This window comes from Corallococcus terminator, from assembly GCF_003611635.1.
Taxonomy (GTDB): domain Bacteria; phylum Myxococcota; class Myxococcia; order Myxococcales; family Myxococcaceae; genus Corallococcus; species Corallococcus terminator.
In genome coordinates, this window is record NZ_RAVZ01000012.1 from 1 (window position 1) to 24,222 (window position 24,222).

The 24,222-nt window shown below is 68.4% G+C and carries 22 protein-coding genes; 15 read left to right on the plus strand and 7 right to left on the minus strand.

What is annotated here, in order from left to right; all coding sequences use genetic code 11:
* The first annotated feature begins 14 nt into the window (after positions 1-14).
* Entirely contained in the window at positions 15-1,787 is a 1,773-nt protein-coding gene (locus D7V88_RS03340; RefSeq protein ID WP_120539131.1) for a serine hydrolase domain-containing protein, read from the plus strand.
* A 59-nt stretch (positions 1,788-1,846) separates the two neighbouring features.
* On the opposite strand, the gene D7V88_RS03345 is transcribed toward D7V88_RS03340, so the two are convergent.
* The gene (locus tag D7V88_RS03345; RefSeq protein ID WP_120539132.1) at positions 1,847-2,377 is read right to left on the minus strand and encodes a dihydrofolate reductase family protein; all 531 of its coding nucleotides are present in this window, start codon (positions 2,375-2,377) and stop codon (positions 1,847-1,849) included.
* 217 nt (positions 2,378-2,594) lie between these two features.
* Here D7V88_RS03345 and D7V88_RS03350 point away from each other — a divergent pair, with 217 nt between their 5' ends.
* From D7V88_RS03350 to D7V88_RS03380, 9 genes are all read left to right on the plus strand, one after another.
* Positions 2,595-3,491 carry a transcriptional regulator gene (locus D7V88_RS03350; RefSeq protein WP_120539133.1) on the plus strand — a complete coding sequence of 299 codons (897 nt, stop codon included), beginning with the start codon at positions 2,595-2,597 and terminating at the stop codon, positions 3,489-3,491.
* Positions 3,488-6,601, plus strand: coding sequence for a protein kinase domain-containing protein (locus tag D7V88_RS03355; protein WP_120539134.1), 3,114 nt, complete (start codon positions 3,488-3,490; stop codon positions 6,599-6,601). The genes D7V88_RS03350 and D7V88_RS03355 overlap by 4 nt, the downstream gene beginning before the upstream one ends.
* A 44-nt stretch (positions 6,602-6,645) precedes the next feature.
* Complete coding sequence (locus D7V88_RS42865; protein WP_158624980.1) at positions 6,646-6,795, plus strand: hypothetical protein; 150 nt, start codon at positions 6,646-6,648, stop codon at positions 6,793-6,795.
* Between the two features lie 75 nt (positions 6,796-6,870).
* On the plus strand, positions 6,871-7,005 hold the full coding sequence (locus D7V88_RS45045) for a hypothetical protein (RefSeq protein ID WP_279635976.1): 135 nt from the start codon (positions 6,871-6,873) through the stop codon (positions 7,003-7,005).
* 2 nt (positions 7,006-7,007) lie between these two features.
* Entirely contained in the window at positions 7,008-8,522 is a 1,515-nt protein-coding gene (locus D7V88_RS03360) for an FAD-binding protein (protein ID WP_120539135.1), read from the plus strand.
* Positions 8,523-8,718: 196 nt separating this feature from the next.
* On the plus strand, positions 8,719-11,019 hold the full coding sequence (locus tag D7V88_RS03365) for a DUF4082 domain-containing protein (RefSeq protein WP_244237953.1): 2,301 nt from the start codon (positions 8,719-8,721) through the stop codon (positions 11,017-11,019).
* Between the two features lie 145 nt (positions 11,020-11,164).
* A complete protein-coding gene (locus tag D7V88_RS03370; RefSeq protein ID WP_120539136.1) occupies positions 11,165-11,824 on the plus strand; it encodes a MarR family winged helix-turn-helix transcriptional regulator in 660 nt (219 codons plus the stop codon).
* A 94-nt stretch (positions 11,825-11,918) separates the two neighbouring features.
* The gene (locus D7V88_RS03375) at positions 11,919-12,506 is read left to right on the plus strand and encodes a protoglobin domain-containing protein (protein ID WP_120539137.1); all 588 of its coding nucleotides are present in this window, start codon (positions 11,919-11,921) and stop codon (positions 12,504-12,506) included.
* The gene (locus D7V88_RS03380; RefSeq protein ID WP_120539138.1) at positions 12,506-13,081 is read left to right on the plus strand and encodes a redoxin domain-containing protein; all 576 of its coding nucleotides are present in this window, start codon (positions 12,506-12,508) and stop codon (positions 13,079-13,081) included. The genes D7V88_RS03375 and D7V88_RS03380 overlap by 1 nt, the downstream gene beginning before the upstream one ends.
* Positions 13,082-13,121: 40 nt before the next feature.
* On the opposite strand, the gene D7V88_RS03385 is transcribed toward D7V88_RS03380, so the two are convergent.
* The 3 genes from D7V88_RS03385 to D7V88_RS03395 all read right to left on the minus strand — a co-directional run bounded on the left by D7V88_RS03385 (position 13,122) and on the right by D7V88_RS03395 (position 16,540).
* On the minus strand, positions 13,122-13,550 hold the full coding sequence (locus tag D7V88_RS03385; protein WP_120539139.1) for a tellurite resistance TerB family protein: 429 nt from the start codon (positions 13,548-13,550) through the stop codon (positions 13,122-13,124).
* A 268-nt stretch (positions 13,551-13,818) separates the two neighbouring features.
* On the minus strand, positions 13,819-14,103 hold the full coding sequence (locus D7V88_RS03390; RefSeq protein WP_120539140.1) for a hypothetical protein: 285 nt from the start codon (positions 14,101-14,103) through the stop codon (positions 13,819-13,821).
* Between the two features lie 151 nt (positions 14,104-14,254).
* Positions 14,255-16,540, minus strand: coding sequence for a hypothetical protein (locus tag D7V88_RS03395; protein ID WP_120539141.1), 2,286 nt, complete (start codon positions 16,538-16,540; stop codon positions 14,255-14,257).
* Between the two features lie 264 nt (positions 16,541-16,804).
* Here D7V88_RS03395 and D7V88_RS03400 point away from each other — a divergent pair, with 264 nt between their 5' ends.
* The 4 genes from D7V88_RS03400 (at position 16,805) to D7V88_RS03410 (ending at position 21,027) form a co-directional block, all read left to right on the plus strand.
* Complete coding sequence (locus D7V88_RS03400) at positions 16,805-17,164, plus strand: hypothetical protein (RefSeq protein ID WP_147448586.1); 360 nt, start codon at positions 16,805-16,807, stop codon at positions 17,162-17,164.
* Between the two features lie 173 nt (positions 17,165-17,337).
* Positions 17,338-18,849 carry an ABC transporter substrate-binding protein gene (locus D7V88_RS03405; protein ID WP_120539143.1) on the plus strand — a complete coding sequence of 504 codons (1,512 nt, stop codon included), beginning with the start codon at positions 17,338-17,340 and terminating at the stop codon, positions 18,847-18,849.
* Positions 18,850-19,329: 480 nt separating this feature from the next.
* The gene (locus D7V88_RS42870) at positions 19,330-19,482 is read left to right on the plus strand and encodes a hypothetical protein (RefSeq protein WP_158624981.1); all 153 of its coding nucleotides are present in this window, start codon (positions 19,330-19,332) and stop codon (positions 19,480-19,482) included.
* A 318-nt stretch (positions 19,483-19,800) separates the two neighbouring features.
* On the plus strand, positions 19,801-21,027 hold the full coding sequence (locus D7V88_RS03410; RefSeq protein WP_208726086.1) for a hypothetical protein: 1,227 nt from the start codon (positions 19,801-19,803) through the stop codon (positions 21,025-21,027).
* Between the two features lie 138 nt (positions 21,028-21,165).
* On the opposite strand, the gene D7V88_RS03415 is transcribed toward D7V88_RS03410, so the two are convergent.
* Positions 21,166-22,173 (minus strand): LysR family transcriptional regulator, encoded by a 1,008-nt coding sequence (locus D7V88_RS03415; protein WP_244237954.1) that lies wholly within the window; start codon positions 22,171-22,173, stop codon positions 21,166-21,168.
* Between D7V88_RS03415 and D7V88_RS03420 the strand changes: the two genes are divergently transcribed.
* Positions 22,172-22,576 carry a RidA family protein gene (locus D7V88_RS03420; protein WP_120539146.1) on the plus strand — a complete coding sequence of 135 codons (405 nt, stop codon included), beginning with the start codon at positions 22,172-22,174 and terminating at the stop codon, positions 22,574-22,576. The genes D7V88_RS03415 and D7V88_RS03420 overlap by 2 nt on opposite strands.
* Positions 22,577-22,605: 29 nt before the next feature.
* Here D7V88_RS03420 and D7V88_RS42530 read toward each other — a convergent pair whose 3' ends face one another.
* Both D7V88_RS42530 and D7V88_RS03425 read right to left on the minus strand, forming a co-directional pair.
* On the minus strand, positions 22,606-22,824 hold the full coding sequence (locus tag D7V88_RS42530) for a hypothetical protein (RefSeq protein WP_147448587.1): 219 nt from the start codon (positions 22,822-22,824) through the stop codon (positions 22,606-22,608).
* A 31-nt stretch (positions 22,825-22,855) separates the two neighbouring features.
* The gene (locus D7V88_RS03425; RefSeq protein ID WP_147448588.1) at positions 22,856-23,587 is read right to left on the minus strand and encodes a hypothetical protein; all 732 of its coding nucleotides are present in this window, start codon (positions 23,585-23,587) and stop codon (positions 22,856-22,858) included.
* Positions 23,588-24,222: the final 635 nt, after the last annotated feature.

Genomic DNA, 24,222 nt, shown 5'->3' on the forward strand with positions numbered 1-24,222 from the left:
CCCCAGGACCCTTCATGCCCCCCTCCTCCGCCCTGCGGTTCCTTGGCCTGTCCCTGCTCGGGGGCTTGCTGCTCGCGAGCCCTGGCCGGACGCAGCCTCCCTCGTCGTCCGACGCGGGGGACCCCGCGAAGGCGCTGGTGGGCATCTGGGGCGGAAGCCGCGACTACGGTCCCGAACTCCAGGGCGCGCTCACCCTCTTCCGTGCGCCGGAGGGATGGCGCGCGTCCATCGGGGGTTACTCCGCCCTGGGGCGCGTGGAGAAGCAGACGCTGACGTTCACCCTGCCCGGAGGCCAGGGAGGATTTCGTGGAACGCTGACAGCCGACGGGAAGCGCATCCTCGGGCACTGGCTCCAACCGCGCGCCCTCGTGGGCGGCGTCCGCTACGCCACGCCCGTCGAGCTGCACGCCCTCCAGAAGGATGTGTGGCGCGGCAACGTGACGCCCCTGGAGGACCGCTTCACGCTCTACCTGCTCATCCAGGAGATGCCGGACGGCGCCATCCACGCCATCCTCCGCAACCCGGAGAAGAACCTCGCGCGGCAGGCCGCCTTCCGCGTGTCCCTGAAGGGCCATGACGTCCAGCTCATCGAGACGCGGCCCGGGGGGATGCGCTTCAACGGCACGTATGACGCGGACGCCGGGAAGCTGACGTTGAACGTCCTCTTCCTGGGAGAATTCGAGCTCACCCGCCGCGACCGCGACCAGGCCGTGGGCCTCTACCCGCGCACACCCGCGGAGCCTGTCTACACCTACCGCAAGCCCACCGCGGATGGCGACGGGTGGGCGACGGCCTCGATCGCGGAGGTGGGCATGGACGAGGCCCCCATCCGCGCCCTGGTGCAGGGCATCCTCGACACGCAGCCGGGCCCCACGCCCACGCCAGTCATCGAGGGCCTGCTCATCGCCCGCCATGGGAAGCTTGTCGTGGAGGAGTACTTCCACGGCCAGGACTCGGAGCGTCCGCACGACCTGCGCTCCGCGTCGAAGACCTTCGCGCCGGTGCTGGTGGGCGCCGCCATCCAGCAGGGCGCGAAGCTGCGGCCGGAGACGCTGGTGTCCTCGCTGTTCCCCGGCACCCCCACGGAGGATCCCCGAAAGGCACGCATGACGGTGGAGCACCTGATGACCATGACGTCGGGGCTCGCGTGCGATGACAACGACGACAGCTCTCCTGGCAATGAGAACACGCTCCAGGACCAGCCGTCGGACTGGTACGCGTACACACTGAACCTGCCCATGGCCCGCGAGCCCGGCGGCGGACAGGCCGTGTATTGCTCCGCCGGCATCAACCTCCTGGGCGGCGTCCTGCACCAGACGACCGGCACCTGGCTGCCGGAACTCTTCGAGCGCGCCGTGGCCACCCCGCTCCAGATGCGGCGCCACCACATCAACCTCACGCCCGACGGCGACGCATACCTGGGCGGCGGGCTCTACCTGCGTCCCCGCGATGCGCTGAAGCTGGGCCAGCTCTACCTGTCCGGCGGCGTCTGGAACGGACGGCGCGTCATCCCCCGGAGCTGGGTGGAGCGCTCCACGGCCCGCCACGCGCAGATGAGCCCGGGCAGGACGTACGGCTATGCCTGGTGGCGCCACGAGCTGAAGGTCGGAGACCGCGTCTACGCGGAGTACGAAGCGGGCGGCAACGGCGGGCAGTACATCATGGTCGTTCCCGAGCTGGGCCTGACGGTGGCCTTCACCGGCGCCAACTACGGCCAGTTCGCGCTGTGGAAGCAGTTCCGGGAGGACCTGCTGCCACGCTACATCCTCGCGGCAGCGCGCCCGTAGGCACTACCTGCCGCGATCTAGAGCCTATTTCGGTAGGAGCGAGTGGAACCAGGTCTGGGTCAGGCGGGAACGTACTCCAACCTGATCACGTCCCCGTCCATTCGCTCGCTGGCTTTCAGGCGGAGTGGCGGCCGAGGGCCGGCGAAGAAGGGCTTGCCGGAACCAATCACGACGGGGTGCAGGTAGATTTGATACTCATCAATGAGACCGAGGTCCGTCAGGCTTCGCGCCAGGTCCGGGCCTGCAACGTCAATCCTTCCATCAAGCTCAGCCTTCAACTTGCGGATTGTCGCCTCGAGGTCGTTCGCGACAAGGGTGGCGTTGGGGCCGACGGACTTCAGCGTGCGTGACACGACCCACTTCGGTTGACTCCGCCAGGCCGTTGCGAAGTCGCGTTCCGCCGCGCCCCACTCAGGGCGATCCTCGTCCCAATAACGCATCACCTCGTACATGCGGCGACCGTACACACTGCCAGCCAGGCCGCGAGTCTGCTCGATGAAGTGACGAAAGAGGGTGGGGCCTGGCCCGAACGCCATGTGGTCGACGTAGCCGTCCAACGACTGGTTCATTCCGAAGACGAGTTGCGCCATATCAAGGAATCTCCCTTCCTCGGTACTCTACGATGGAGACAGCCCGACGGGCAGCCGCAGCCCAGACCGTGGCGGTCCGGACAGCCGCCCACCGGGGGGATGGCGGCGCGCATTCCCACCCGCGCGTGGCGTTCAGTGCGCGTGGGCCTTCGTGATAGATGCAGGGACGTGGCCCCGGCCCCATCGACCCGTGGGCCTGATGTCGGGAGTGCTTGGGATGCATGGGGCTGACTCCGAGTCCTTCGAGACGGTGTTGCAGTCCTCCGGAGAGCGCTCCTCCGCCCTCCTCCGTGAGGCGCCGGGAGCCAGGCAGGCCGTCGAGCGTGCCCTCTCGCAGGCCGCGACCCTCCACGACGCCGCGCCCGCACCGGACGACTTCGCGCGACACCTCGGGGCCCGGCTTTCGGGGGCGGAGGACCCGATGCTCGCGCTGGAGCGACTGCATGTCCGGGACCTCGCGCTCGCGCTCTCCTGCGCCCAGGGGCTGCCGGCGGCCCGTGCACTCCTGGAGCGGGAGGTCTTCCTCAAGCTGCGCGCTCCCCTGTCCCGCATCCATCCCTCGCCGGTGTTCGTGGACGAAGTGCTGCAAGTGCTCCGGACAAACCTCCTGATGCCTCGCGCGGAGGCCCCCTCACGGCTGCTCGGCTACTCGGGCCTGGGCCCGCTGCTGCACTGGGTGAGCATCTCCGCGGTGCGGCTCGCGCTGCGGATGCGCAAGGCGCAAGGGGACGCGTCGCATGTGGAGGCCGAGGTGCTCGCCGCGCACCCCGCGCCCGGTGGGTTGGAGTTGGGCTTCGTCCGGGAGGAGGCCCGGGGGCATGTTCGCGCGGCCTTCATCCTGGCCGTGGCCTCGCTGGACGACGAGGACCGGGAGCTCTTGCGGCTGCACTTCGTCGAGCGACTTTCCCTGGAGCGGATGGGCGCGCTGTTCGGCCTGCACAAGTCCACCCTCTCACGCCGGCTCTCCGCGGTGCAGACGCGGCTGGAGAAGCGGACGCGGCGCGCGCTCGCCGAACGCCTGTCGCTGCCCGAACCGGAAGTCGACAGCCTGATGCGCGCCATCCATGGACGGCTGGACCTGAGCCTCTCCGGCCTGCTGGCGAAGCGCGAATGAGCTGCCCGGACGAGAACGCGCTCTCGGGTTATGCGAGCGGCGCGTTGGACCCCGAGCACACGGCGGTCGTGCGCCAGCATGTCACCGGCTGCCCGGAGTGCCGGAGCGTGCTCGCCGCACTGGGCGGGCTGGAGCTGCCTCCTCCGCTGTTCGACACGGGACTGCTCGTCTCCGGTGCTCGCGTGGGGCGGTACATCGTGCTCGGTCTGCTTGGCGAAGGGGGCATGGGGCGCGTCCATGCCGCCCATGATCCGGAGCTGGACCGCAAGGTGGCGCTCAAGCTGCTGAACCTCACGAGGCTCGGGGAGGGCTCTCTTGCCCAGGCACGTCAGCGGCTGGAGCGCGAGGCCCGCACGATGGCCCGGCTGTCGCACCCCCATGTCGCCCAACTGCACGACGTGGGGGAGTTCCAGGGGCAGCTCTTCCTGGTGATGGAGCTCGTCGAGGGAGGCACGCTCCGACGGTGGCTTCTGGAGAAGCCACGAGCGCGCCGGGAGATCCTCGCGCGCTTCATCCAGGCGGCGGAGGGGCTCGCGGCCACGCATGCGCTGGGCATCATCCACCGCGACTTCAAGCCCGACAACGTCCTGCTGACGCGCGACGGACAGGTACGCATCACCGACTTCGGCTTGTCCAATGCCACGGGAGCGCTGGGGCCCTTTCGCGAAGACGGGGCCTTCGTCTCCGGCGAAGCGCCACTCACCGTCACCGGGGCATTCCTGGGGACCCCCGCCTATGGCGCGCCGGAGCAGCTTCGCGGAGAGCGCGGAGATGCCCGCTCCGACCAGTTCGCCTTCTGCGTCGCGCTCTACGAAGCGCTCAACGGGCAGCGGCCCTTCGCGGGCGCCACGCGCGAGGAGCTGCTGGCGTCCATGCTGCGCCAGGAGGTGCGTCCCGAGAAACGGGACGTGCCCTCGTGGCTCAAGGCCGTGGTCCGGCGCGGACTCTCCGTGGACCCGTCCCGGCGCTTCGAGTCCATGCAGGTGCTGCGGGCCCGCCTCGCGCGGGAGGTGGGGGCCTGGAAGCGCAGCGCCGCCACGGCCGTGCTCGCGGGAGGACTGGTGGGCCTGGGGTTCCTCGTGCTGGGGCATTCAGCGGCGACGCCGGCAGAAGCCTGCCAGGGCAGTGAGCGGCACCTCGCGGGCATCTGGGACGCGTCCGTGCGGGAGTCCACGCACCAGGCCTTCCTGAGGACGGAAGACCCCGCGGCCGAAGCCTCGTTCCAGGCCGTGGCCTCCACGCTGGAGCGGTGGACGCAGGACTGGACACGCGCGCATCAGTCGGCGTGCGAGGCGACTCGCGTCTTCGGCGAGCAGCCCGAAGCGGTGCTGGGGCTTCGGATGACGTGTCTGGACCAGCGGCTGGGAGAGCTGTCACGGCTGACGGTGGCGCTCCAGGGCGCGGACGCGCGGACGGTGGAGCGGGGCTTCGGGCTGGGGGCCTCGCTCCCTGGCATGGGCCGCTGCGCGGATGTGCGCACGTTGCAGGAGGCCGTGTCTCCTCCAGAAGACCCGGGGGTCCGCGCGGAGGTGGAGGCGGTGCGCGCGGAGCTGGCGCGTGCGAGCGCGGAGCTGCTCGCGGGCCATACCCCCGAGGCGCTGCGGATCGCGCTGCCCGCCCGGGAGCGTGCGCTCGCCACCCGTCACCGGCCCCTGGAGGCGGAGGCGCACCACCTCTGCGCTCGCTTGCAGGAGGACGCGGAAGCGTTCGAGGACGCGAAAGAATCCCTGGCCCGGGGCGCGTTGGCGGCCGAAGCGGGGCGGCATCTGGGCGTGCTCGCGCGGATGTTGCTCTCCCAGGCTTGGCTGCACGGGTACGGCCTGGGACGCCCCCCGGAGGCATGGCCCTTCCTCCAGCGCGCGCGTGCCGTGGCGGAGACGCTGCGAGACGCCGAGCTGGACACCCTGCTGGACCAGATGCAGGCGGAGCTGCTGGAGCAGGAGGGCCGCTTCACGGAGGCGGAGCCGCTGCTGCGGGCCTCGCTGGAGACCGCCAGCGCGCGGGGCCAGACGTTCGCGCACGCGGAGCTGAGCGGCCGGCTGGGCCTGCTGGCCCAACAACAGGGGCGGCTCCTGGAGGCGAAGCGTTGGCAGGAGGAGGCGCTGCGGCTGCATGAGGAGCACTTCGGTCCGGCGCACCGGGACACGGGACGCGCCCTTGCGAACCTGGGGGGCACGCTGGCCCTCCTGGGCGAACTGGCGAGGGCCGAGGCCGTCCTCCAGCGGGCGCTCGGAATCCTTCGCCGGACGCTGGGCGAGGAGAACCTGTCGGTGGCCCGGACGTGGTCCAACCTGGCCCTCGTCTACTTCGAGTGGGGACACGCGGCCCAGGCGCGGGAGGCCGCGGAGGAGAGCTGGGCCCTGGCGCTCAAGAGCGTGGAGGCCGGCAGCCCGGTGCTGATGGGGCTGGCGTCGAACCGGTTCGGCGTCCTGGGAGAACAGGGCGAGCGTGCGCGAGAGCTGGAGCACGTCCGGCGCGTCCTGGCGCATCGCGAGCGCGTCTATGGCGCCTCCCACCCGGAGGTGGCCCTGGACGTACACGAAGTGGGAAGGCTGCTGCGCCTCCTGGGGCGTCCGGACGAAGCGCGAGGCTTCCATGCGCGCGGCGTCCTGCTCCAGCAGCCCCTGCTCGCCCGGGGCGAGGTGGATGGCGCGGGGCTGCGCGCCCTGGCGGAGGCCCTCCTCTTCCTGGGCCGGGTGGACGAGGCCCGGCGTCATGTGGAGCAGGCGCTCGCGAGCATGGAGCGGGACCTGGGGCCTTCATCGTCCGAGCGCATCGAGGCGCTGCTCCTGCTGGGAGACGTGCACCTCGCGCGAGGGCAACCCGCCGAGGCCCTTGCACCGCTGCGGACCGCGCTGGAGGTGCTCACGTCGCGGCAGGTGATCTCCGCGCGCGTCCCCAGGGTGCGCCGCCGGCTCGCGCGGGCGCTCCGGCTGACGGGCGCGGTGGAAGAGGCCTGCGAAGAGGCCCGGCGCGCCTGGGGAGAGCTGGCCGTGTGGCGCAAGGCCCATGCCCAGGAGACGGCGGAGGCCCGGGCCGAACTGGGGCGCTGTCGAGTTCACCCTTCCCATCCACCTCCCATCACTCCCACCCCCCGCGCGAGCGATTGAGGCTTACGGGGGGAGGGCTACCCTCCGGCCTGAAAGTGGGGGGCATGCAATCCATGTTCGGTTCGTGGCGGCTGGCCGCGGTGCTGTGTCTGGCGTTGGCTCCGGCCTGTGCCCACTATCGCGTCCAGGCGCCCGGACATGCGGGGAGTGGGGCGACCGAGCCCGAGGGGGAGGTCCTCTGGTCGCTGGCCTAGGGGCTCGTCCAGGAGAGGCCCCGGGTCGACAACTGTCAGGGCCAGGCGCTCGCGGAGGTCACCCAGAGCACCAACGTGGGCTTCGCGCTCATCAGCGTCGTGACGCTGGGCATCGCGATGCCGCAACGGGTGGAGTGGCGCTGCGCCAAGGCCCAGCCGTCTCCGGGTGAGCTGGGGTCCCTCACCTCCACGCCGGGCGAGGTGGACTAGCCATGCCCCCCATCCTCCACGAGAGCCACCAGAAGCAATGGCAGAACTGGCACCAGACCTACAACCAGAAGCTGGAGCTGCTGGTGGATGTGTGGAACGCCGATGCCTCCCAGTCCACGACGGAAGGCTATGCCGATACCACCCGGGGCCTGCAGCGCTTGATTGCCCGTGCCCTCCGGGAAGGCCTGGAGCTGCGTGCGCTGGGTGCCGGCTGGTCCTTCTCCACCGCTCCCGCCACCAGCGGAATCCTCGTCAACACCAAGCCGCTGAACTACCTCTTCCCCTCCCCTCGCACCCATCCGTCCTACGCGGGCTCGCGGGAAAACCTCCTCTTCGTCCAGTGCGGCAACTCCATCGCGGAGCTGAACCATTTCCTGATGGCGAAGATGGGAAAGGCCCTGCCGACCTCCGGGGCCAGCAATGGGCAGACAATCGCCGGAGCCATCGCGACGGGCACGCACGGCTCCTCCCTGGACTTCGGGGCCATGCAGGACTTCGTGGCCGGCCTCCACATCGTGGTCTCACCGGAGCGGCACGTGTGGCTGGAGCGCGCCAGCGTCCCCACCATCAGCGATGACATCCCCCAGCAGCTTGGCGCGGAGCTCGTCCGGGATGACGCCCTGTTCAACGCCGCGCTCGTGAGCCTGGGCAGCTTCGGCATCGTGCATGGCGTCCTCATCGTCGTCGAGGACCTCTACCACCTCCAGGCGTTCCGCCAGCGGATGCCCCTGACCGAGGGCCTCTGGCGCGCGATGGACCAGCTCGACTTCTCCGGGGTCCAGCTCCCGGGCCCCTCGGGGCAGAAGCCCTATCACTTCCAGGTCGTCATCAATCCCAACGACCTCCAGGGCGGTGCCTACGTCACGTCGATGTACAAGCATGCCCAGTGCCCTCCGGGCTCGAAGTCTCCCAGTCCCGGCGGCAAGCTGACGCAAGGCGACAGCGCCCTGGAGATCGTCGGCGTCCTGACCGACAAGGTCTCCGACCTGACCATTCCCGTCCTCGCGAAGCTCCTGGACCGCTTCTACGGGGAGTACTCCAACATCTGTGGGACGCCGGGGGAGCTGTTCACAGACACCACCACCCGGGGAAAGGCCTTTGGCAGCGCGCTGGGAATCCCGCTCGGCCAGGTGCGCAAGACCGTGGAGACCGCCATGGCCATCAACCATGAGTACCCCTTCCCCGGGCTGCTGGCGCTGCGCTACGCCCTGCCGTCCAAGGCCCCGCTGGCGTTCACCCACCACGCGCCCATGACGTGCGTGCTCGACATCGACGGGGCCGCGTCGGCGCGCACGAAGACATTCTGTCAGAAGGTCTGGGAGCAGCTCACCGCGCGGCAGGTGCCGTACACACTGCACTGGGGGAAGATCAACGACCTGGACGGAGCGCGCGTGCGCAGCATGTACGGCCCGGAGCGCATCGGGACCTGGCGCAGGGCGCGAGAAGCCCTGCTCCACCGCCCTGAATTGCGCGCGACCTTCGCCAACGACTACCTGCGCACCCTGGGCCTCGCGTGAGCGCCCCAGGCCTCCGGCGGGGGCTCGCGCTGCTGTTCGGTGTGGGGGCGCTGCTGGGGCCAGGGCCAGGGCTTGCACAGGACAACATCAACCTCTACCGCTTCGTGCTCGACGTGGACGTCCCGGAGTCCGCGGCCCTCGTGGCCCTGGATGAGACGCCCACGCACGTGCTGCTGGGCGCGGCGCCCAAGCCGTCATGGCCACGCTCCTCGCCTCGCGGGGCCCGGGGGCGCTCCGCCCGGGCCTGGGCCTGGACATCGCGCCCTACTTCCTCTTCGGGGGTGGCATCCGGAGCCTCTCCAGGTATCGCTCGAACTCGGTGGCCGGGCGGCTCATGCGGGTGCTGACCAAGACGACGCTGTCGGCCGCGGTGATCTCCGACGATGCGGGCGCGGACGCCTGGCGCGTGGGCTTCGGCCTCCGCACGACGCTCCACGACCCCCATGACCCCGTGCTCAACTCGCCCCTGCCGGAACGGGTGGCGGCCGCATTGGAGAGCCATGGCGTGGCCGCGCCCGGGGACGCGGAGGAAGACGTCTCCGAGCGCGGCGTGGACCTCTCCGCGCTCTTCGCCGAGGCCCTGAGGACGATGCGGGCCCGGGGCGACATCCAGATCTCCGCCGGATGGGGCGTCTCCGCGCGCCTGGAGGGAGACGTGCTCTCCGCGGACGGCCTCTCCGACACCCGGCACACGTTCTGGGTGACCGGCCAGTCCGCGCTCGGCCCGCGCTTCGATGTCCTCGCGACGGTGCAGGGACTGGACGTATGGAATTCGGAGCGGGCCCTGCGCGCCGGAGTCGGCGTGCAACGAAAGACCACCCTCGCGGACTTCCGGACCGAGCTTGCCTTTGACACCACGGACGACCGCCTGCACCCGGACTACTGGGTGGACGTGGCCTTCCAGCCCAACGACACCACGCCCCCGAGCGCCCCCACCAACGTCACGGCGGCGCCCAACTCGCCCACCGCCATCGACCTGACCTGGTACGCCTCCGTGGACGGCATCGGCGAGACGCGAGGCAACGCGCGTGCGCACCTGGTGTACCGGGGCAGCCAGCTCCTCGCGGAGCTGTCCGGCACCACCACGAGCTACCGCGACACCGGCCTGACGCCCGCCACCGCGTACACGTACACCGTGCGCGGCCGTGACGCCGCCGGCAACGTGGGCCCCGCGTCCGCCACCGTCACCGCGACCACGCTCGAGAGCAGCACCTGCAACCCGTGCAGCCTGTGGAACGTGGTGACGGGCGACCCGCAGTACGAGAACGCGGACGCCACGCCGACCGAGGTGGGCCTGAAGTTCCGCACCGACGTGGCGGGCACGGTGACGAAGGTGCGCTACTACAAGGCCAGCGGCGACACAGGGCCGCACGTGGGCCACCTGTGGAGCGCCACCGGCACGCTGCTGGGCACCACCGCGCAGACGCCCGGGGAGGGCAGCTTCGGCTGGCGGGAGCTGACGTTCCCGACGCCGGTGAGCGTCGCGGCGAACACGACCTATGTCGTGTCGTACTTCGCGACCGGGGGCCGCTACGCCATCACGCCGTACTACTTCAACACCGCGGGCGTGGACGTGCCGCCGCTGCACGCGCCGTCCACCGTCGCGGCCAGCGGCAACGGCGTCCGCAACCTCAACGGCAGCGCCTTCCCCACGGAGGCATGGCTCAACACCCACTTCTGGGTGGACGTGGCCTTCGTGCCCGCCACGGGCGACGCGTCCCCGGTCGACTTGTCCGTGCAGCACGACTTCCCCACCGGGTCGGGCGTCCGGGGTCAGGCGCTCTCCTATGACGTCACGGTGACGAACCACGGCACGCGGGCGGCCACCAACCTCTCGTTCGACATTCCCGTTCCCGCAGGGCTCGCGCCCTACGCCTTCTCACCGCAGGCGTCGGTGGGCACGTGCGGCTACTGGGTCAGCAACATCATGCACTGCGACATCACGAGCCTGCCCGCCGGGCAGGACGCCGTCATCCGCATGACGCTGGTGCCTTCAGTCGCCGGGACGTTCCAGTTCCAGGCGACCGTCACGGCCTCCGAGACGGACAACGTCCCGGGCAACAACACCAGCACCCTGAGCATCCCCATCGGCCCCGCGACGAACGTGGTCACCTTCGATACCTTCGACGCCGCGGACGGGCCCATCACCGGCATCCACGGCCCCTTCTACTTCGTGTACAACTACTGGTACCTCGCGTCGCCCTGGGGCGGGTTCACCACGAAGAGCATCTCGTTCAACGGCGCGGGCATGTACCAGGGGGAGCTCAGCATCCATGGGACGCGGACCGTCGTCGGACTCGACGCGTTCACCTGGGACGCGGGCGCGACGCTCACCGTGAGCTGCTTCAACCAGCCCACGCGCACCTTCACCCTGACGCAGGGGCAGGTGACCCACGTGGTGACGAACTGGCAGGGCACCTGCCCGTACGTCACCCTGGCGACGTCGAACGGCTGGGACACGAACTTCGACAACATCGAGCTGTCGCCGCTCCCCTGAGCCCTTGAGCGCGGGGTGCCCCACCCCGCTCCCTGCGCCTGCCTCCACACCGGAGGCAGGCGTTGGGAATGCCGCGCTCCCGTCTCGCCCGCCACGGTGGGCAGGCTGCCTTGACAACTTAGGACTCCTAACTTAGATCAAGTGCATGACTGGGACGCGACCGGAGTTCTTTGACGAGAACAGCGAGCCAATCTCCGCGCGCATCGCGATGGGGCTGCACAAAATCGGGCTCGCGATGAAGCAGCAGGCCTGGCAGCAGGCGAACGAGGCGGGCCTGTCCGCGACGCAGGGGCAGATCCTCGCCGCGCTGGTGGCGAACGGGCCTCTCTCCGGCAAGGAGCTGAGCGAACGCCTCGGCGTGACGCTTCCCACCATCAGTGATTCGGTCCGCGTCCTCGTCGAGAAGGCGCTCGTGACCAGGTCCGCGGACCCGAGGCACCCGCGCGCCAGTCTCCTTGCGCCCACGCCGAAGGGGGCCTCACTCGGGGCTCGCGCTCGCTCGTGGCCGGAGTTCATGGCGGACGCGGTCGCGGACCTCGCTCCGGACGAACAGCGCGCGTTCTTCGCGGGCATCGTCAAGATGATCCGGATGCTCCAGGAGCAGGGGCTCATTCCAATCAACGGCATGTGCGTGACCTGCAAGCACTTCCGTCCACGCGTGCGCCCAGGCCCGTCGCCGCACCACTGCGCCTTCGTGGACGCGCCGCTCTCCAGTGACCAACTGCGCCTCGATTGCCCGGAGCATGAGCTCGCGGCGGAGACGGCGCGACGAGAGCTCTGGGAGCAGTTCATGCGTCGCGGCTGACGCCCTTTCGTTTCAGGCATGAGCGAACACAGATTCCGCGGCCATTCCGGCCGACGGCTACAGCGGAGCCTTGCTCCACGAAGGAGATGAAGCAATGAGCAACATCCCCGGCTATACCCATGGCACCCCGGTCGTTTCGCGTTCGCCGGTGTCCCTCACCGACTTCGAACAGATGAAGGCCAGCGTCCTCCTTGGCGAAGAGGACGTGAAGTATCTCCGCATGTCGCACGACATCGTGAAGGGCCGCGTCGAGGCGATCCTCGACGTCTGGTACGGGTTTGTCGGGAGCCAGCCGCACCTGCTCGCTTCGTTCTCAGGCAAGACGGACGGCAAGCCCCTGGGCGACTACCTTGCCCCGGTCCGCAAGCGCTTCGCCCAGTGGATTCTCGACACGTCGCGGGCCCAGTACGACCAGGCCTGGCTCGACTACCAGCACGAGATCGGTCTGCGCCACCATCGCGTGAAGAAGAACAAGACGGACGGAGCCCCCTCGACGGACCTCGTGCCGTTTCGGAACCTGTTCGCGCTCATCTTCCCGGTGACCTTCACCCTGCGCCCCTTCCTGGCCGAGCAGGGCCATTCCGCGGAGGACGTCGAGAAGATGTACGCCGCGTGGGTCAAGTCGTGCCTGTTGCAGGTGACGCTCTGGGCCCACCCCTACGTCAAGGACGGGGACTTCTAATGCTCTTGCGCCCCGCACCTGCCTGGCGGACGACCGAATGGCTCAACACGCCGGAGCCGCTCACGCTCGAGCGACTCCGCGGCAAGGTCATCCTCCTCCACGCCTTCCAGATGCTCTGCCCGGGATGCGTCGCCCGAGGCATTCCGCAGGCACAGCGCGTCGCGGAAGTCTTCGCAGGCGCCCCGCTCGTCGTGGTCGGGCTGCACACCGTCTTCGAGCACCACGAGGCCATGAAGCTCGCCTCCCTTCGGGCGTTCCTCCACGAATACCGGGTGAAGTTCCCGGTGGGCGTGGACGCACCGGGCGAAGGCGGCGAGTCCACCCCGCGGACCATGAAAGCGTACGCAATGCAGGGGACGCCGACGACGGTCCTGATCGACGCGCAGGGGCGTCTTCGCCGACAGGTCTTCGGTGTTCACGACGACCTGCAGTTGGGCGCCGAGTTGCAGACCCTGCTGCTCGAGGCCCGTACGGGTTCAGCGTCCGGTGCGCAGCGGTCTACACCCCAGGTGCTTCCCGCCGCGGCCTGCGACGACAACGGCTGCGCTGCTCCTTCGGGCGGCGCGCCGGGCTGACCCAGCGGCCGGACACCTGCATCCCTGAAGGCGAGGAGCCTCAGAGCAGCTTCGCCATGATCTCGCGCTCGCGCTGCTCGAGCTTGATGGACGCGAGCGCCCAGTCGATGAGTTCGTCCGTGACCGACGCGTCGAGTCCGAAGGCCTTGGCGGCCTCGTTCACCGACGCGCGCTCCTCGGCCGCGACCTCTCCGTCGGCGCATGCCACCTCGACGAGCATGCGCAGCAGGGAGACGCGCAGCTCGCGAATCTCGATCTTGCTGACGATGTCGGAGAGGCGGCCGGGCTTCTGGAACTCCCCCTCGATGAGCGCGGCGACCTGTTCGTCGCGGGGCGACAGGCCCATGCCCAGCACCACCTCATCGAGTTGCTGGCGCTCATCCTCGGTGATGCGGCCATCGCTCGCCGCCACGTTGGCCATGGCCTGGACGAACGCCAGCAACTGCTCCTGAGGGTACTCGCGCGTCATGTCGTCTCCTGGGTGAGCAGGCACGCGGCGGGCCGGCAAATCACGGACAGACGCGGAGCCGGCTGTTCAGTGGACGGAGGATAAGGGGGGCCCGCGAGGATCGAAAACGGTTTCGTCCGTGCCCAGGCGTGAGCGCACATCCTCGGACCCTCCTCCTGAGTCGGCGGCGGAGGGTCGGGCACTGCGGCCCGGAGGCGGGCTCAGCCCTCCTGCTTGAGCCACACGCGCAGTGGGCTCATGGGCGGAAGCAGCATCCAGGACGCGTCGTTCAGCCGCCGTAGCAGTTCAGGGTCGAGCCACCACAGTAGCTGGTGCCCGAGTTGCTCCAGGAACCCGCCGAGTTGGTGCAGATCTGGTTCTGCCGGCGCTCCAGGGTGGGCGTGCAGCAGCCGACCTTGATGGTGCGCGTCTGCCCGGGGATGCAGGACGCCTGGGCGGACACCTCCTGCGTGTCCTCCGTCTGCGGAGTGCCCTCGTCAGGGGTCTCCACGCCACAGCCCACGGCCCCCAGCAGACAGGTCGCCAGCAACAGCCCGCGCTTCAAGGTCTTCATCTATCGCTCCCGGTTGTCGGAATCCCAGCGGGACGGGACGTTATCAGGGAGTCCAGACAAAAACAGGATTCTCTGTGGAGCCAGAGAAGCCAGCATACGCGGCCTGACACATCCGGTTGAACCGGCTCCGGACCCGCACGAAGGCAATCCCCTAGCCACCTCGGTGATAGACGTTGGCGTAGAGAACCTTGCCCATCGCGTTGTCGTGGGTCGGCTCCTTCATCTCCCTGAGCTCACGGACCCGATATTCGATCCCGTTGACATTGATGATGTCACCATTGCGAACGCCCCGGGCAATGAGGAAGTCCGGAACGAGATTGGGAAGCTTCGGATCCCAGTCCTCGATTTCGAACGTCGCAACCCTGCTCGCGAGCGGATCCTTGACGGGCGGCGGCGCTCCGTACCGGTCGTCCAGGAGTCCGAACTCACCGCTTTCGACATCCTTCATGGTGAACTGGATCTTTTCAGGCACGGCCGCCCGAATCCTCTTGGCCCAGATGGATTGGAAGATGTTCTGCAGGCCCAGCTTGAGCGTCTTCACCTCCGCCTGATTGAAATACCCCAGCATGGCCGACTCGTTGATGCCCGTCATGCTCTTGGGGCCCCGGACGTTGGGGTTGTAGCGGGTGGCCTTGGTGTATTGGCTGAGGCCCACGTTGACCTGATGCTGCATGCGGAACCAGGGGAGCTTGGGCAGCGTGAGACTCGGGCTGTAGAACTCCTCCAGTTCATAGGCCAGTTGCTTGATGCGAGGGGCGCCGCTTTCAGGGTCGAGGCAGTCGACCGCGCGCTCCAGATAGACCGTGGGGAGGCCATTGTAGGCCAGGAACTCCAACATGCCTGAGCGCACGCCCAGTTGGATGATCTCGAACCTCTTCCACAACGCGAGCAGGAACGTCCGCTGCTTGAGCATGGAGGCCTGGCCCTTCAGCGCGTCGGGGGCACGCTCCCAGTATTCGATCAGATGGTCGAGGTTCGTCCGGTCGATGTAGCGGGGGCTCAGCGGATCGTACATGTCCTCGTAGAGGATGTCGCCAATGGCGACAGGGATGACATGGGTGTGCTTTCCACTGAGGGATTCACAGATCTCCGAAACCTGCTTGAAGATCTGCACGTTCATGACGTGGTGAGGATTCTTCTTGGCGCCCGAGTTGATGGTGCCGTGGTTGTGCGGGGAGAACTGATAGACAGACTCGTCCGCATCCCAATGGGACGTCCTCTTGAGGCCCTGGACGCCCTGGCGCTCCGTCGGGTTCAACCCTCGGACCCACACCAGGAGGAGCTTGATGGTGGCGGTCGATGAGGGGTGCTGCTGCCGGTAGTTGTTGATGATCCGCCGGCTCCACGTGTTGACCTCCCCTTCGATGCTGCTGACCGCCTGGGCGCCCAGACGCCTCAGGAAGGTCGTCCCGACGAACTTCGTCGCCGCGGCGAACGTGTGGCCTCCCACCTTCTCCAGCAGCATGTTGAGGTGCATGTGGCTCTTCCCGATCGTAACGACCCTCAGTTCGGGATGGGGCTGGAGGAGCTTTGCGACGGCCGAAAGGCCGGTGGACCTGGAGATATTGTTGGGCTCCGAGGCGTCCGAGTAGAGCTGGTTTCCACCCCTCCAGGTGAAGTCGTCGAGGTTCGACCAGACAAAAGGAGCGTGGTAGCGCTGGGTCTCCAGCTCCTCCGCGAAGCGGTTCTGGATCTTGGTGGTGTCCCAATAGAATTTGGCCAACTGGAGCTTCGCGGCGCTGTAGCCCTTCTTGGCCTTGTTGTATCGGGTCTGGTGTGTGTCGATCTGATCGTCAATGTAGCTCTCTCTGGATACAAAGACCTTCCGCGCGTCTTCGTCCATCTGCGCCGGTCGGGAAGCCGCGTGCTCAAGCTTCTTGGTCTGGAGCAGTTCGCTCCTGGCGGTGAACCCCGCTTCCTGTTTCGACCAGAGGCCGGATTGCTTCTCGAACTCGGCTTCGAGGAGCCTGAACTGCTTCGAGGCGGCTGCTTCGGCGTCGCCGTGGGTCAAGATCGGGACGATCTTGTAGCCAATGCAGTCCAGGCCCTCCATGCCGCTCGCATAGAACTCGGTGAAGGCCAGCATCTTGTCCACCGAGGCCCGGTCGGCGGCACAGAAGAAGGCGACCGCGGCATCCTTGAACAGGCTCAGGGCATAGAACATCCCGTAGCGGTCACCGGAACAACTGAGGTGTTGCCCGTAGGCGAGCTGCTTGAGAGATTCCCTGGCGGCTTTCTTGTACTGGGAGCTCAGCGTCTTGATGGTGTCGGTGGAGCGAATCTCCAGCGGGACATAGGATTGCCTGTACTTGTCGCTCTTGTACGAAAACCGGCTTGGGCTGATGACGCGGCGCGCGGGCTTCGCGCAGTGCGTGGCGTTGTCGCTGTCCAGCCAGACTTCACTGGTGCACACAGCGCACTTGTACAAGAACTTCATGAGGTCTCCGGGCCCTTCACGAATCGGAAATGGAAGCGCCTTCGGAGGTTAGCCCGGGCACGGACCCGTCGCGAGGACGCACCGCATCCGCTTCGCCGCACCGCCACTGGAACGCCCGTGGCTTCACGGAAACAACCCAGGGAGGTGTGGACATGCGCCCCTCCTATGTCGCGAACCGCTTCCGGTAGTCCCTCGGCGAGATGGAGAGGTTTCGCTGGGTTCCTCTGGTACCCGTACGTCGGGTACTACGGGGGCAAGGCAGGCGTGAACGAGGATCCGGGCCTCGTTCCAGTCGTCCAGAGCGCCATGGAGGCCTCCGACCGGCGGAGCTCGTTCCAGCTCTACAACCCGGGCTCCTACGACACCTACTGCTACCCGCGTGAGGTGGCGGGCGCGACGAAGCGCCCCAGGCTGGAGGTCCGCTACGGCGACGCCTGGCGGAGCGCCAGTGCGGCTCCCTCGGTTCGCACGAAGCACAGCGCCACGCTGCTGGCGGATGGCCGGGGGCTGGTCACCGCCACGGTGTTGCTCGACGGCCGCGTCCTCGCCGTCGGCGGACAGGCGGACGCCTCCACCGCGTCGCTCGCTTCCGCCGAGCACTTCACGTCCATCACGGACCTCTGACTCGACCTTCGCTGACGGCCCTCGTCCGCGACGCCATCCAGGAATGGCGCGTTTGTTTTCACAGCTCCGAGGGAAAATTGGAATCGAAGCGCTCCCGGAAATGTCAGACCGACTTGGTATGAATCTCCCTGCGCGGCGCCATTCAGGGCGTCGCCAAAAAGGTGGCCTTCACAATGAACATGTCATTGATTTCCCTCGGGCTTTTGGTCGGCATGACAGGGGTCGGCTGCGCGGGGCTCGACGAGGCCGAGGCGGTGGACTCCTCCGTATCGACGGACGCGACCTCCCAGGTCACCCAAGGCCTGATCACCCAGGTCACCGGTACCAGCCCGGTCACCTTCGTCGCCGCGTCGGGCAACGAGACGAAGCCATACGACCAGTCCGCCACGTCGGTGGTGGCATACACGCGGGACTCAACAACGGGGGCGTTCACGGCCTATCCGGGCACGGGCTCCGCGGACGGCACCCTCTCCGTGCCGAACGTCCCTTCCGGCCGCATCTACCTGAAGCTGGGCTCGCGCTACCTGGTGAGCACCGGCCGCGCGTTCGACCTGGGCTCCACGGAGTGGGGCCGCGATGGCAGCTTCGTCTCGCTGCCTACCCCCGTGACGGTGTCCGCCACCGGCCTGTCTCCCTGGCAGCCGGGGGACTACCTGGAAATGTATTCGTTGAACCCGGGCGCGTTCGGCTACATCAATGGCGGCGTCACGGGGTTCCCCCTGGCGGGCGCCACGTCGCTCTCCGGGCTGATCTTCGATTACGCCCAAATGCTCAACCCGGTGCTGCTCGACAGCGGCCTCGGGGATGTGTTCTCCCTGGCGCAGATGCGGTTGCAGACGAGCGCGAATGGAGTGCCCTACCGCGCGATGCACAAGGTGCTCAACACGAGCATGACGCAGGTGGAGGGCCAGCCCGTCACCGTCAGCGGAACCTTCACCCAGCCCGTCGCGACAGGCACTTTCGCGGTGGACTGGAGACGCTCGGCCTTCGAGGCCATGCGCACCCAGGTGAACCCGGGCGCGGTCAGCACGTACAACGAGATCTGGATGTCCGCCCGGCCGGCCGCGCTGAGCTCGGCGTTCGCGTCCATCAGCGGGCAGCCACTGCTCGTGAAGCTCAATCCTGACACGCAGCGGACCGACATCGTCACGGGGAGCATGACCTACAACAACCCGCTCCCGGCGACGTGGCAGAAGGTGGCGCTCGCCGCCGCGGGCTTCACGAAGAGCTACGCGCTGGGGACCGCGACGCCCTACACCCTGAGCGTGGACATCCGCGTGGATCAGGAGGCGAGCGCGTTCACCGCCGCGCCCGTGGAGCCCCTCGTCGGGCCGGTGCAGGCACCCCTGGTGAACACGCGCGGCGCGTTCCAGAACCTCACGGGCGTGGGGACCGACGCCTCGCTGCGCTGGTCGAAGCCGCTGGTCGGCACGGCCACGAACTACGTGGTGAACATCTTCCGGCTGGGCACGAGCAACGGTTCCACCACCGCGACGCGCGTGGCGGTGCTGCACACGGATCTCCAGAGCGTGTACCTGCCCCCGGGCGTGCTGCAGTCGGGCCAGACGTACTTCGCGGAGATCCAGAGCTGGTACCAGCCCGGCTCGGACCTCGCGACGAGCCCGTTCAAGCGCGCGCTGCCTCGAGGCCGCGCCAGCGTGCTCACCGGCATGTTCAGCCCGTAGACGCTTCAGCCTGTAAGGAGCCTGGCACGGTCGTGTAGCAGCACTTGTTTCCGGTCGACACGAAGGTGCACGCGGAAGTTGGGGCTGCACTTCCTTCCAGGAAGTGCAGCCCCTGCCGCTGGAAGCCTTCATGTTGCGCCACTCGCACTTCGCGACGCACGCATTGGCATCCTCAAGCGGCGCTAGAAACGCGACCAGGCCTGAGTCGTCCCGCCTTCACATTTGAGTTGTTCCAGTTGGACATCGTGTCCCACGCTCCTGGCGCCAAGACAGAGTTCGCTCTTCTTGTTCACCGTGCACGGGGCGCCCCCTTCGCACGTCCGGACAACCCATTTCTGGTTTTCTGAATCGTCACACTCCGGTCCGCTGGCTTCCGCACGGATGTGACCCTCTTCGCCGATACCTCACGCCCCCCCTGGGGCCCCAGGGCTCACTTCGCTGGAGGTCGCGATCCGGGTCGCGACCCTGCTCGGCGAGGAGGTGATTGTCTCACCTCCCGCGGACGATCCCTCGGTTGCCTACGCCTGGTTCCTCGTCACGCCCGAGGGCACGCTCTTCCGGGCCAACGAAGTCTGGCCAGGCGATGAGACGGACGCCGTCGATATCAACCGGGCCTCCCTCATTCCCCTGTAGTGGAGCGCGGGTATTTCACTGTCTGTAACAAATGTCGGGCAGCGCTGGCGTCAGCGCATGGGGCTGGCAACAACCTGTTGGCGCGTGGAGCGCGTGTCCGACGGAGCCCTTCGCCCCGGAAGGCTTCGACAAGGGCGCGGACGCAGGACCCGCCTCCGGGGAAGCATGGGGTTCCGTGGAAAAGCCTGGTCATCTCCACGGCTTGGGCCACTCAGCGTGTTCCTCGGGGATGGCGTCGCCATGTGAGCGGGCCTCGTCCATGACGTAGCGGGCCGGTTCCGCTCGCATCTGCGCAGGGAACCCGAGACAATCCCCGGCATGAAACTGCGACTCTCGATTCTCCCCTTGTTGATTGTCTCACTCGCGACCGCTCCCATACTCTCTGGCTGTGGTTCCGACAGCGGCCCTCCGACGCCGCCCACGCGCCTTGATGCGGGCACCGGGTCCGACGCGGGAACCGAGACGGACGCGGGCACCACGCCCGACGCAGGCACCGAGTCCGATGCAGGCACCGAGTCCGATGCAGGCACCGAGTCCGATGCAGGCACCGAGTCCGATGCAGGCACCGAGTCCGACGCGGGCACTGAATCCGACGCGGGCACTGAATCCGATGCGGGCACCGAGCCTGACGCAGGCACCACGCCCGACGCAGGCACTACGCCTGACGCAGGCACCGAGCCGGATGCGGGCACCACGCCCGACGCAGGCACCGAACCGGACGCAGGCACCGAACCGGACGCGGGCACCGAGCCGGATGCGGGCACCACGCCCGACGCAGGCACCGAGCCGGACGCGGGCACCACGCCCGACGCAGGCACCGAGCCGGACGCGGGCACCACGCCCGACGCAGGCACCGAGCCGGATGCGGGCACCACGCCTGACGCGGGCACCGAGCCGGATGCGGGCACCACGCCTGACGCAGGCACCGAGCCGGATGCGGGCACCACGCCTGACGCAGGCACCGAGCCGGATGCGGGCACCACGCCCGACGCGGGCACCGAGCCTGACGCGGGCACCACGCCCGACGCGGGCACCGACCCCTTCACCGTCTGCGAAGGCACCTGCCAGGACACCTCCGCGCTGATTGAAATGGAGGGGAACCAGCGCGTCCTGACCAACGCCTTCTTCGGCTACGAGGAGCCCTCGACCCCCGGAGAGCCGTGGGAGCTGTGGATCGAACTCAACAACGGCACGCCGGGTGAGTGCCCGTCCCCGGACTCGTCGTTCCCGCCGCAACTCATCAGCGTCTACGCGGTGAAGGTCCCGGTGGACGCGACGCCGCAGACAGGCTCCGCGGCCGGTGAGCCGCGCGCGACACTGGTCGACCTGGAGGGCGGGCTCTCCTCGAACTACTTCGACCACAGCACGAACTTCACCTTCACGCCCGTGGCGGCCTCGCTCTGCCCCACCTGCGCCAAGGCCGGCACCCCTCCCGCGTCGCACTTCGTGGCCTTCGACGTAAACGGCCTCTACGTGGACGGAGCCCTCACCGGACACGGGTACGCCACCTACTGCCCCTCGCTCGACACCTTCCAGACCCCGTGACCGCGGTCCGGCTTGCCTGACGGTGAGCCGGGCCCGTGGTTCGAAGAGAGCAGCCCCTTGAGATGAATGACCCCGTGGCGCCCGCTCGGAGCCACGGGGTCTTGTTTTCGGGCCTGGAGCCGAGGACGCCACGCGGCGTCAGCGCGACTTCGCGCCCCATTGCTCGACCATCAGGTCGATGAAGCGCCGCACCTTCGCCGGCAGGTAACGCTTGCTCGGGTAGATGGCCATGATCCCAACGACCCCCGTCTCGCAAGACGGCAGCAGCGCCTTGAGGCGGCCGCCCGCCAGGTCTTCGTCGACCAGGAAGCCGGGAAGATAGGCGATGCCCAACCCCGCGACCGCCGCATCCCGGATCGCCTCGCCACTGTCGAGACGAAAGCGGCTTCGCCCCTCTATCGTCACCCACGCGCCATCCTCCTGGCGCAGCCGCCAGTGCTGTCGTCGCGTCCGGCTGCTGAAGAGCAGACAGTCATGCTCCGCGAGCTCCTCCAGCGTCTCCGGTTCGCCGCGCGCGTCGAGGTAGGAGGGGGCTGCGCAGACGATGGCCCGGTGCTGCGCCACGAGCCGGGACACCAGACGCGTATCCGTGCTGGTCCCGTTGATGCGCACGGCCAGGTCGTACCCCTCCTCGATGATGTCCGCGACGCGATCGGTGAAGCTCACCTCCGCCTGGACCTCGGGCCACCTGCGCAGATAGTCCCGCAGCAAGGGCAGGACATGCAGTCTGCCGAAGGCGCCGGGCACAGTGAGCCGCAAGACCCCTCGGGGAATCCCCGTGCGCTGCCCGACGCTGGCTTCCGCTTCGTCCAGGGCCGCGAGGACTTGCTGGCAGTGCTCATGGAACACACGGCCATCGTCGGTGAGGCTCAAGTGGCGCGTCGTGCGATTGAGCAGGCGCACACCCAGGCGGGACTCCAGCCGGGCCAAGGCCTTGCCCGCGGCGGAGCGAGTCAAGCCGATGGCCCGGCCGCCGCCCACGAAGCTGCCCGCGTCCACGACGGACATGAAGGCGAAGATTTCATCCAGATTGGCGCGCTTCATCGATGGCTTCCGGTTGTAGCTCGCGCGTCGCTGGAGAGGGGAACGCCGTTCGTCAATGGGCCCGGTATCTTCACCCGACTCGAACCCCTGGAGCGCACCCATGCCCGTAACCCTGCTCAACCCCGACGGACTCATGAAGACCGAAATGTACCGACAGGTGGCCATCGCCACCGGGACCCGGCAGGTGCACATCGCGGGGCAGGTCGCGTACGACGCCGAGGGGCAGCTCGTCGCACGGGGGGACCTGGCCGGACAGGTGGCGCAGTCCCTGCGCAACGTCTCCATCGCCCTGACGGCTGCCGGGGCGACGTTCAAGGACGTCGTCCGACTGACGTTCTACGTCGTCGACTGGAAGCGCGAGCTGTTGCCCGACTTCGCCGCCGGCATCGAGCGGGTCGCCGGGGAGCTGAAGTTCGTGCCTGCGCCGGCATCGCTCATCGGCGTCTCCGTGCTCTTCGAACCGGGCGTGCTCGTCGAGATTGAAGCCACTGCGGTCGTGGACTGAGCCACGCGGCAACCTCCGCTCCCTGCCGACTATTTCTTCGGCAGTCGGACGTTGGGATTCGGAGCGACGGTGGGCGGAGCCTTTGCCTTGAAAGCGCCGCCGGACGCGGTCTTCATCGCGGGCCCCGCCGCATTTCCCAGTTGGGTGCGAGGTGACGACGTCGCGGGCTGCTGGGTGGGCGTGACAGGCCGGGTCGTGGCCGGCTTGCGCTCCGGCGTCCGTTTGGTTTGAGGGGTCATCGTCTTCATCGATTGCCTCCTTCGCCATCCATCGTGAGTGTCATGGGCGCGGACCCGGGATCCGACCGGCGGGAATCCCTTCCACCTTGAGCAGCAGTCCGGGCGACGCGGGAGCCTCCAGATCCACCAGCCCTCCCGGGCCGGTGACATGCACATCCGTCCCGATTTCCAGCCGGCACCCCACCGCCGGACGTCCCGCCTGGTCCTGCGCCAGGAATCGGCGCCGGTCATCGCTCACCACCACCGACGGCCGTCGCAGCACCACCTGCGCCTGCGCGACGAGCACGCAGCGCTGGCCCTTCACGCTGGCCCGGACCTGGGCTCGGACGCGCGCCACTTCCGGTGTCGTGCCTTCGGGAGGCTTCGCCAGGAGCGTCGCCCGGGGCGATGGTGCCGCCTGCGACACCGCGCCCTCCCAGAGTGCTTCGAAGCCGTCATCCAGCCCCACCGCCGCCAGTGACAGCGGCACCCGCACCGGCTCCGCTCCCATCCAGAGTTCATCCGGCGCGACGATGGCCACCTCCGGCTCCAACTGGAGGTCCGCGACCTGGCGCCAACGCTCCGTCAGCACGTCCGCGAGCCACCCGGCTTCTTCAGGTGACATGCGGACCAATGCCCTCTCCAGGTGCGCGGGGTCCGACAGTCTTTGAAGCGCGGCGGCACCGTCGGTGAACCGGGCGTTCAACAGCAGCCCATCAAGCTGGCCAGGGAGGTGCTTCGAGAGCGAGCGCAGCAGGTGTCCCAATCGCTGCCGGGGAGGAAGGCCGCTCATCCCCGCCTCCGCCACAGCGACCGACCCGTCATCCTTCGCCGCAGTCGCTGTTCGGCCTGCTGAAGGGCTTCGTGATCCTCGCGTGTCACCCGCCGGCCATTCACGAAGAAGACCTCCCTGCCTGCATCTGATTCAGGGTCCGGTGGCTCCGCCCATGAGCGCTCCTCCTCCAGCATCACTTCCCGAGGCGCTGCTTCGGCTCCGAGGGGTGGAACCAGGGCCTTCACTTCGATTCGCACGGGCTCCGGCGTGGGACGACCGGTGCTCCGGACTGGAGGCGGTGGAGGCGTCCGCGAGTCCCGGGTGGATGACGGTGGAGGCCGCGGCGAGTGGGCTGCGGGCTTCGTCAGCCCTGGCCGATGCCTTGGTTCACCCGTCAGGACCGGAACGGTGCGTTCGCCCAGGGCCGACGGCGGCAGGTCCCTTGTCGGTGCATGCGGCCTTCTCCGGCGAGGCCGCGGCGGTAGAGAAGGACCTGATTCGACCGGGGCGAGCAGCGGCGCAGGGGAACGGGTACGGGACACCCGGTCACGACGCACCGTCTCTTCGGGTGCGCGTGCGCGAAGGGGCTGGCTCGTTGTCTGTGTTTCAAGGACCGCGCTGGGCGGGCGCGGCACCCGGGTCCTTCGCGGCGT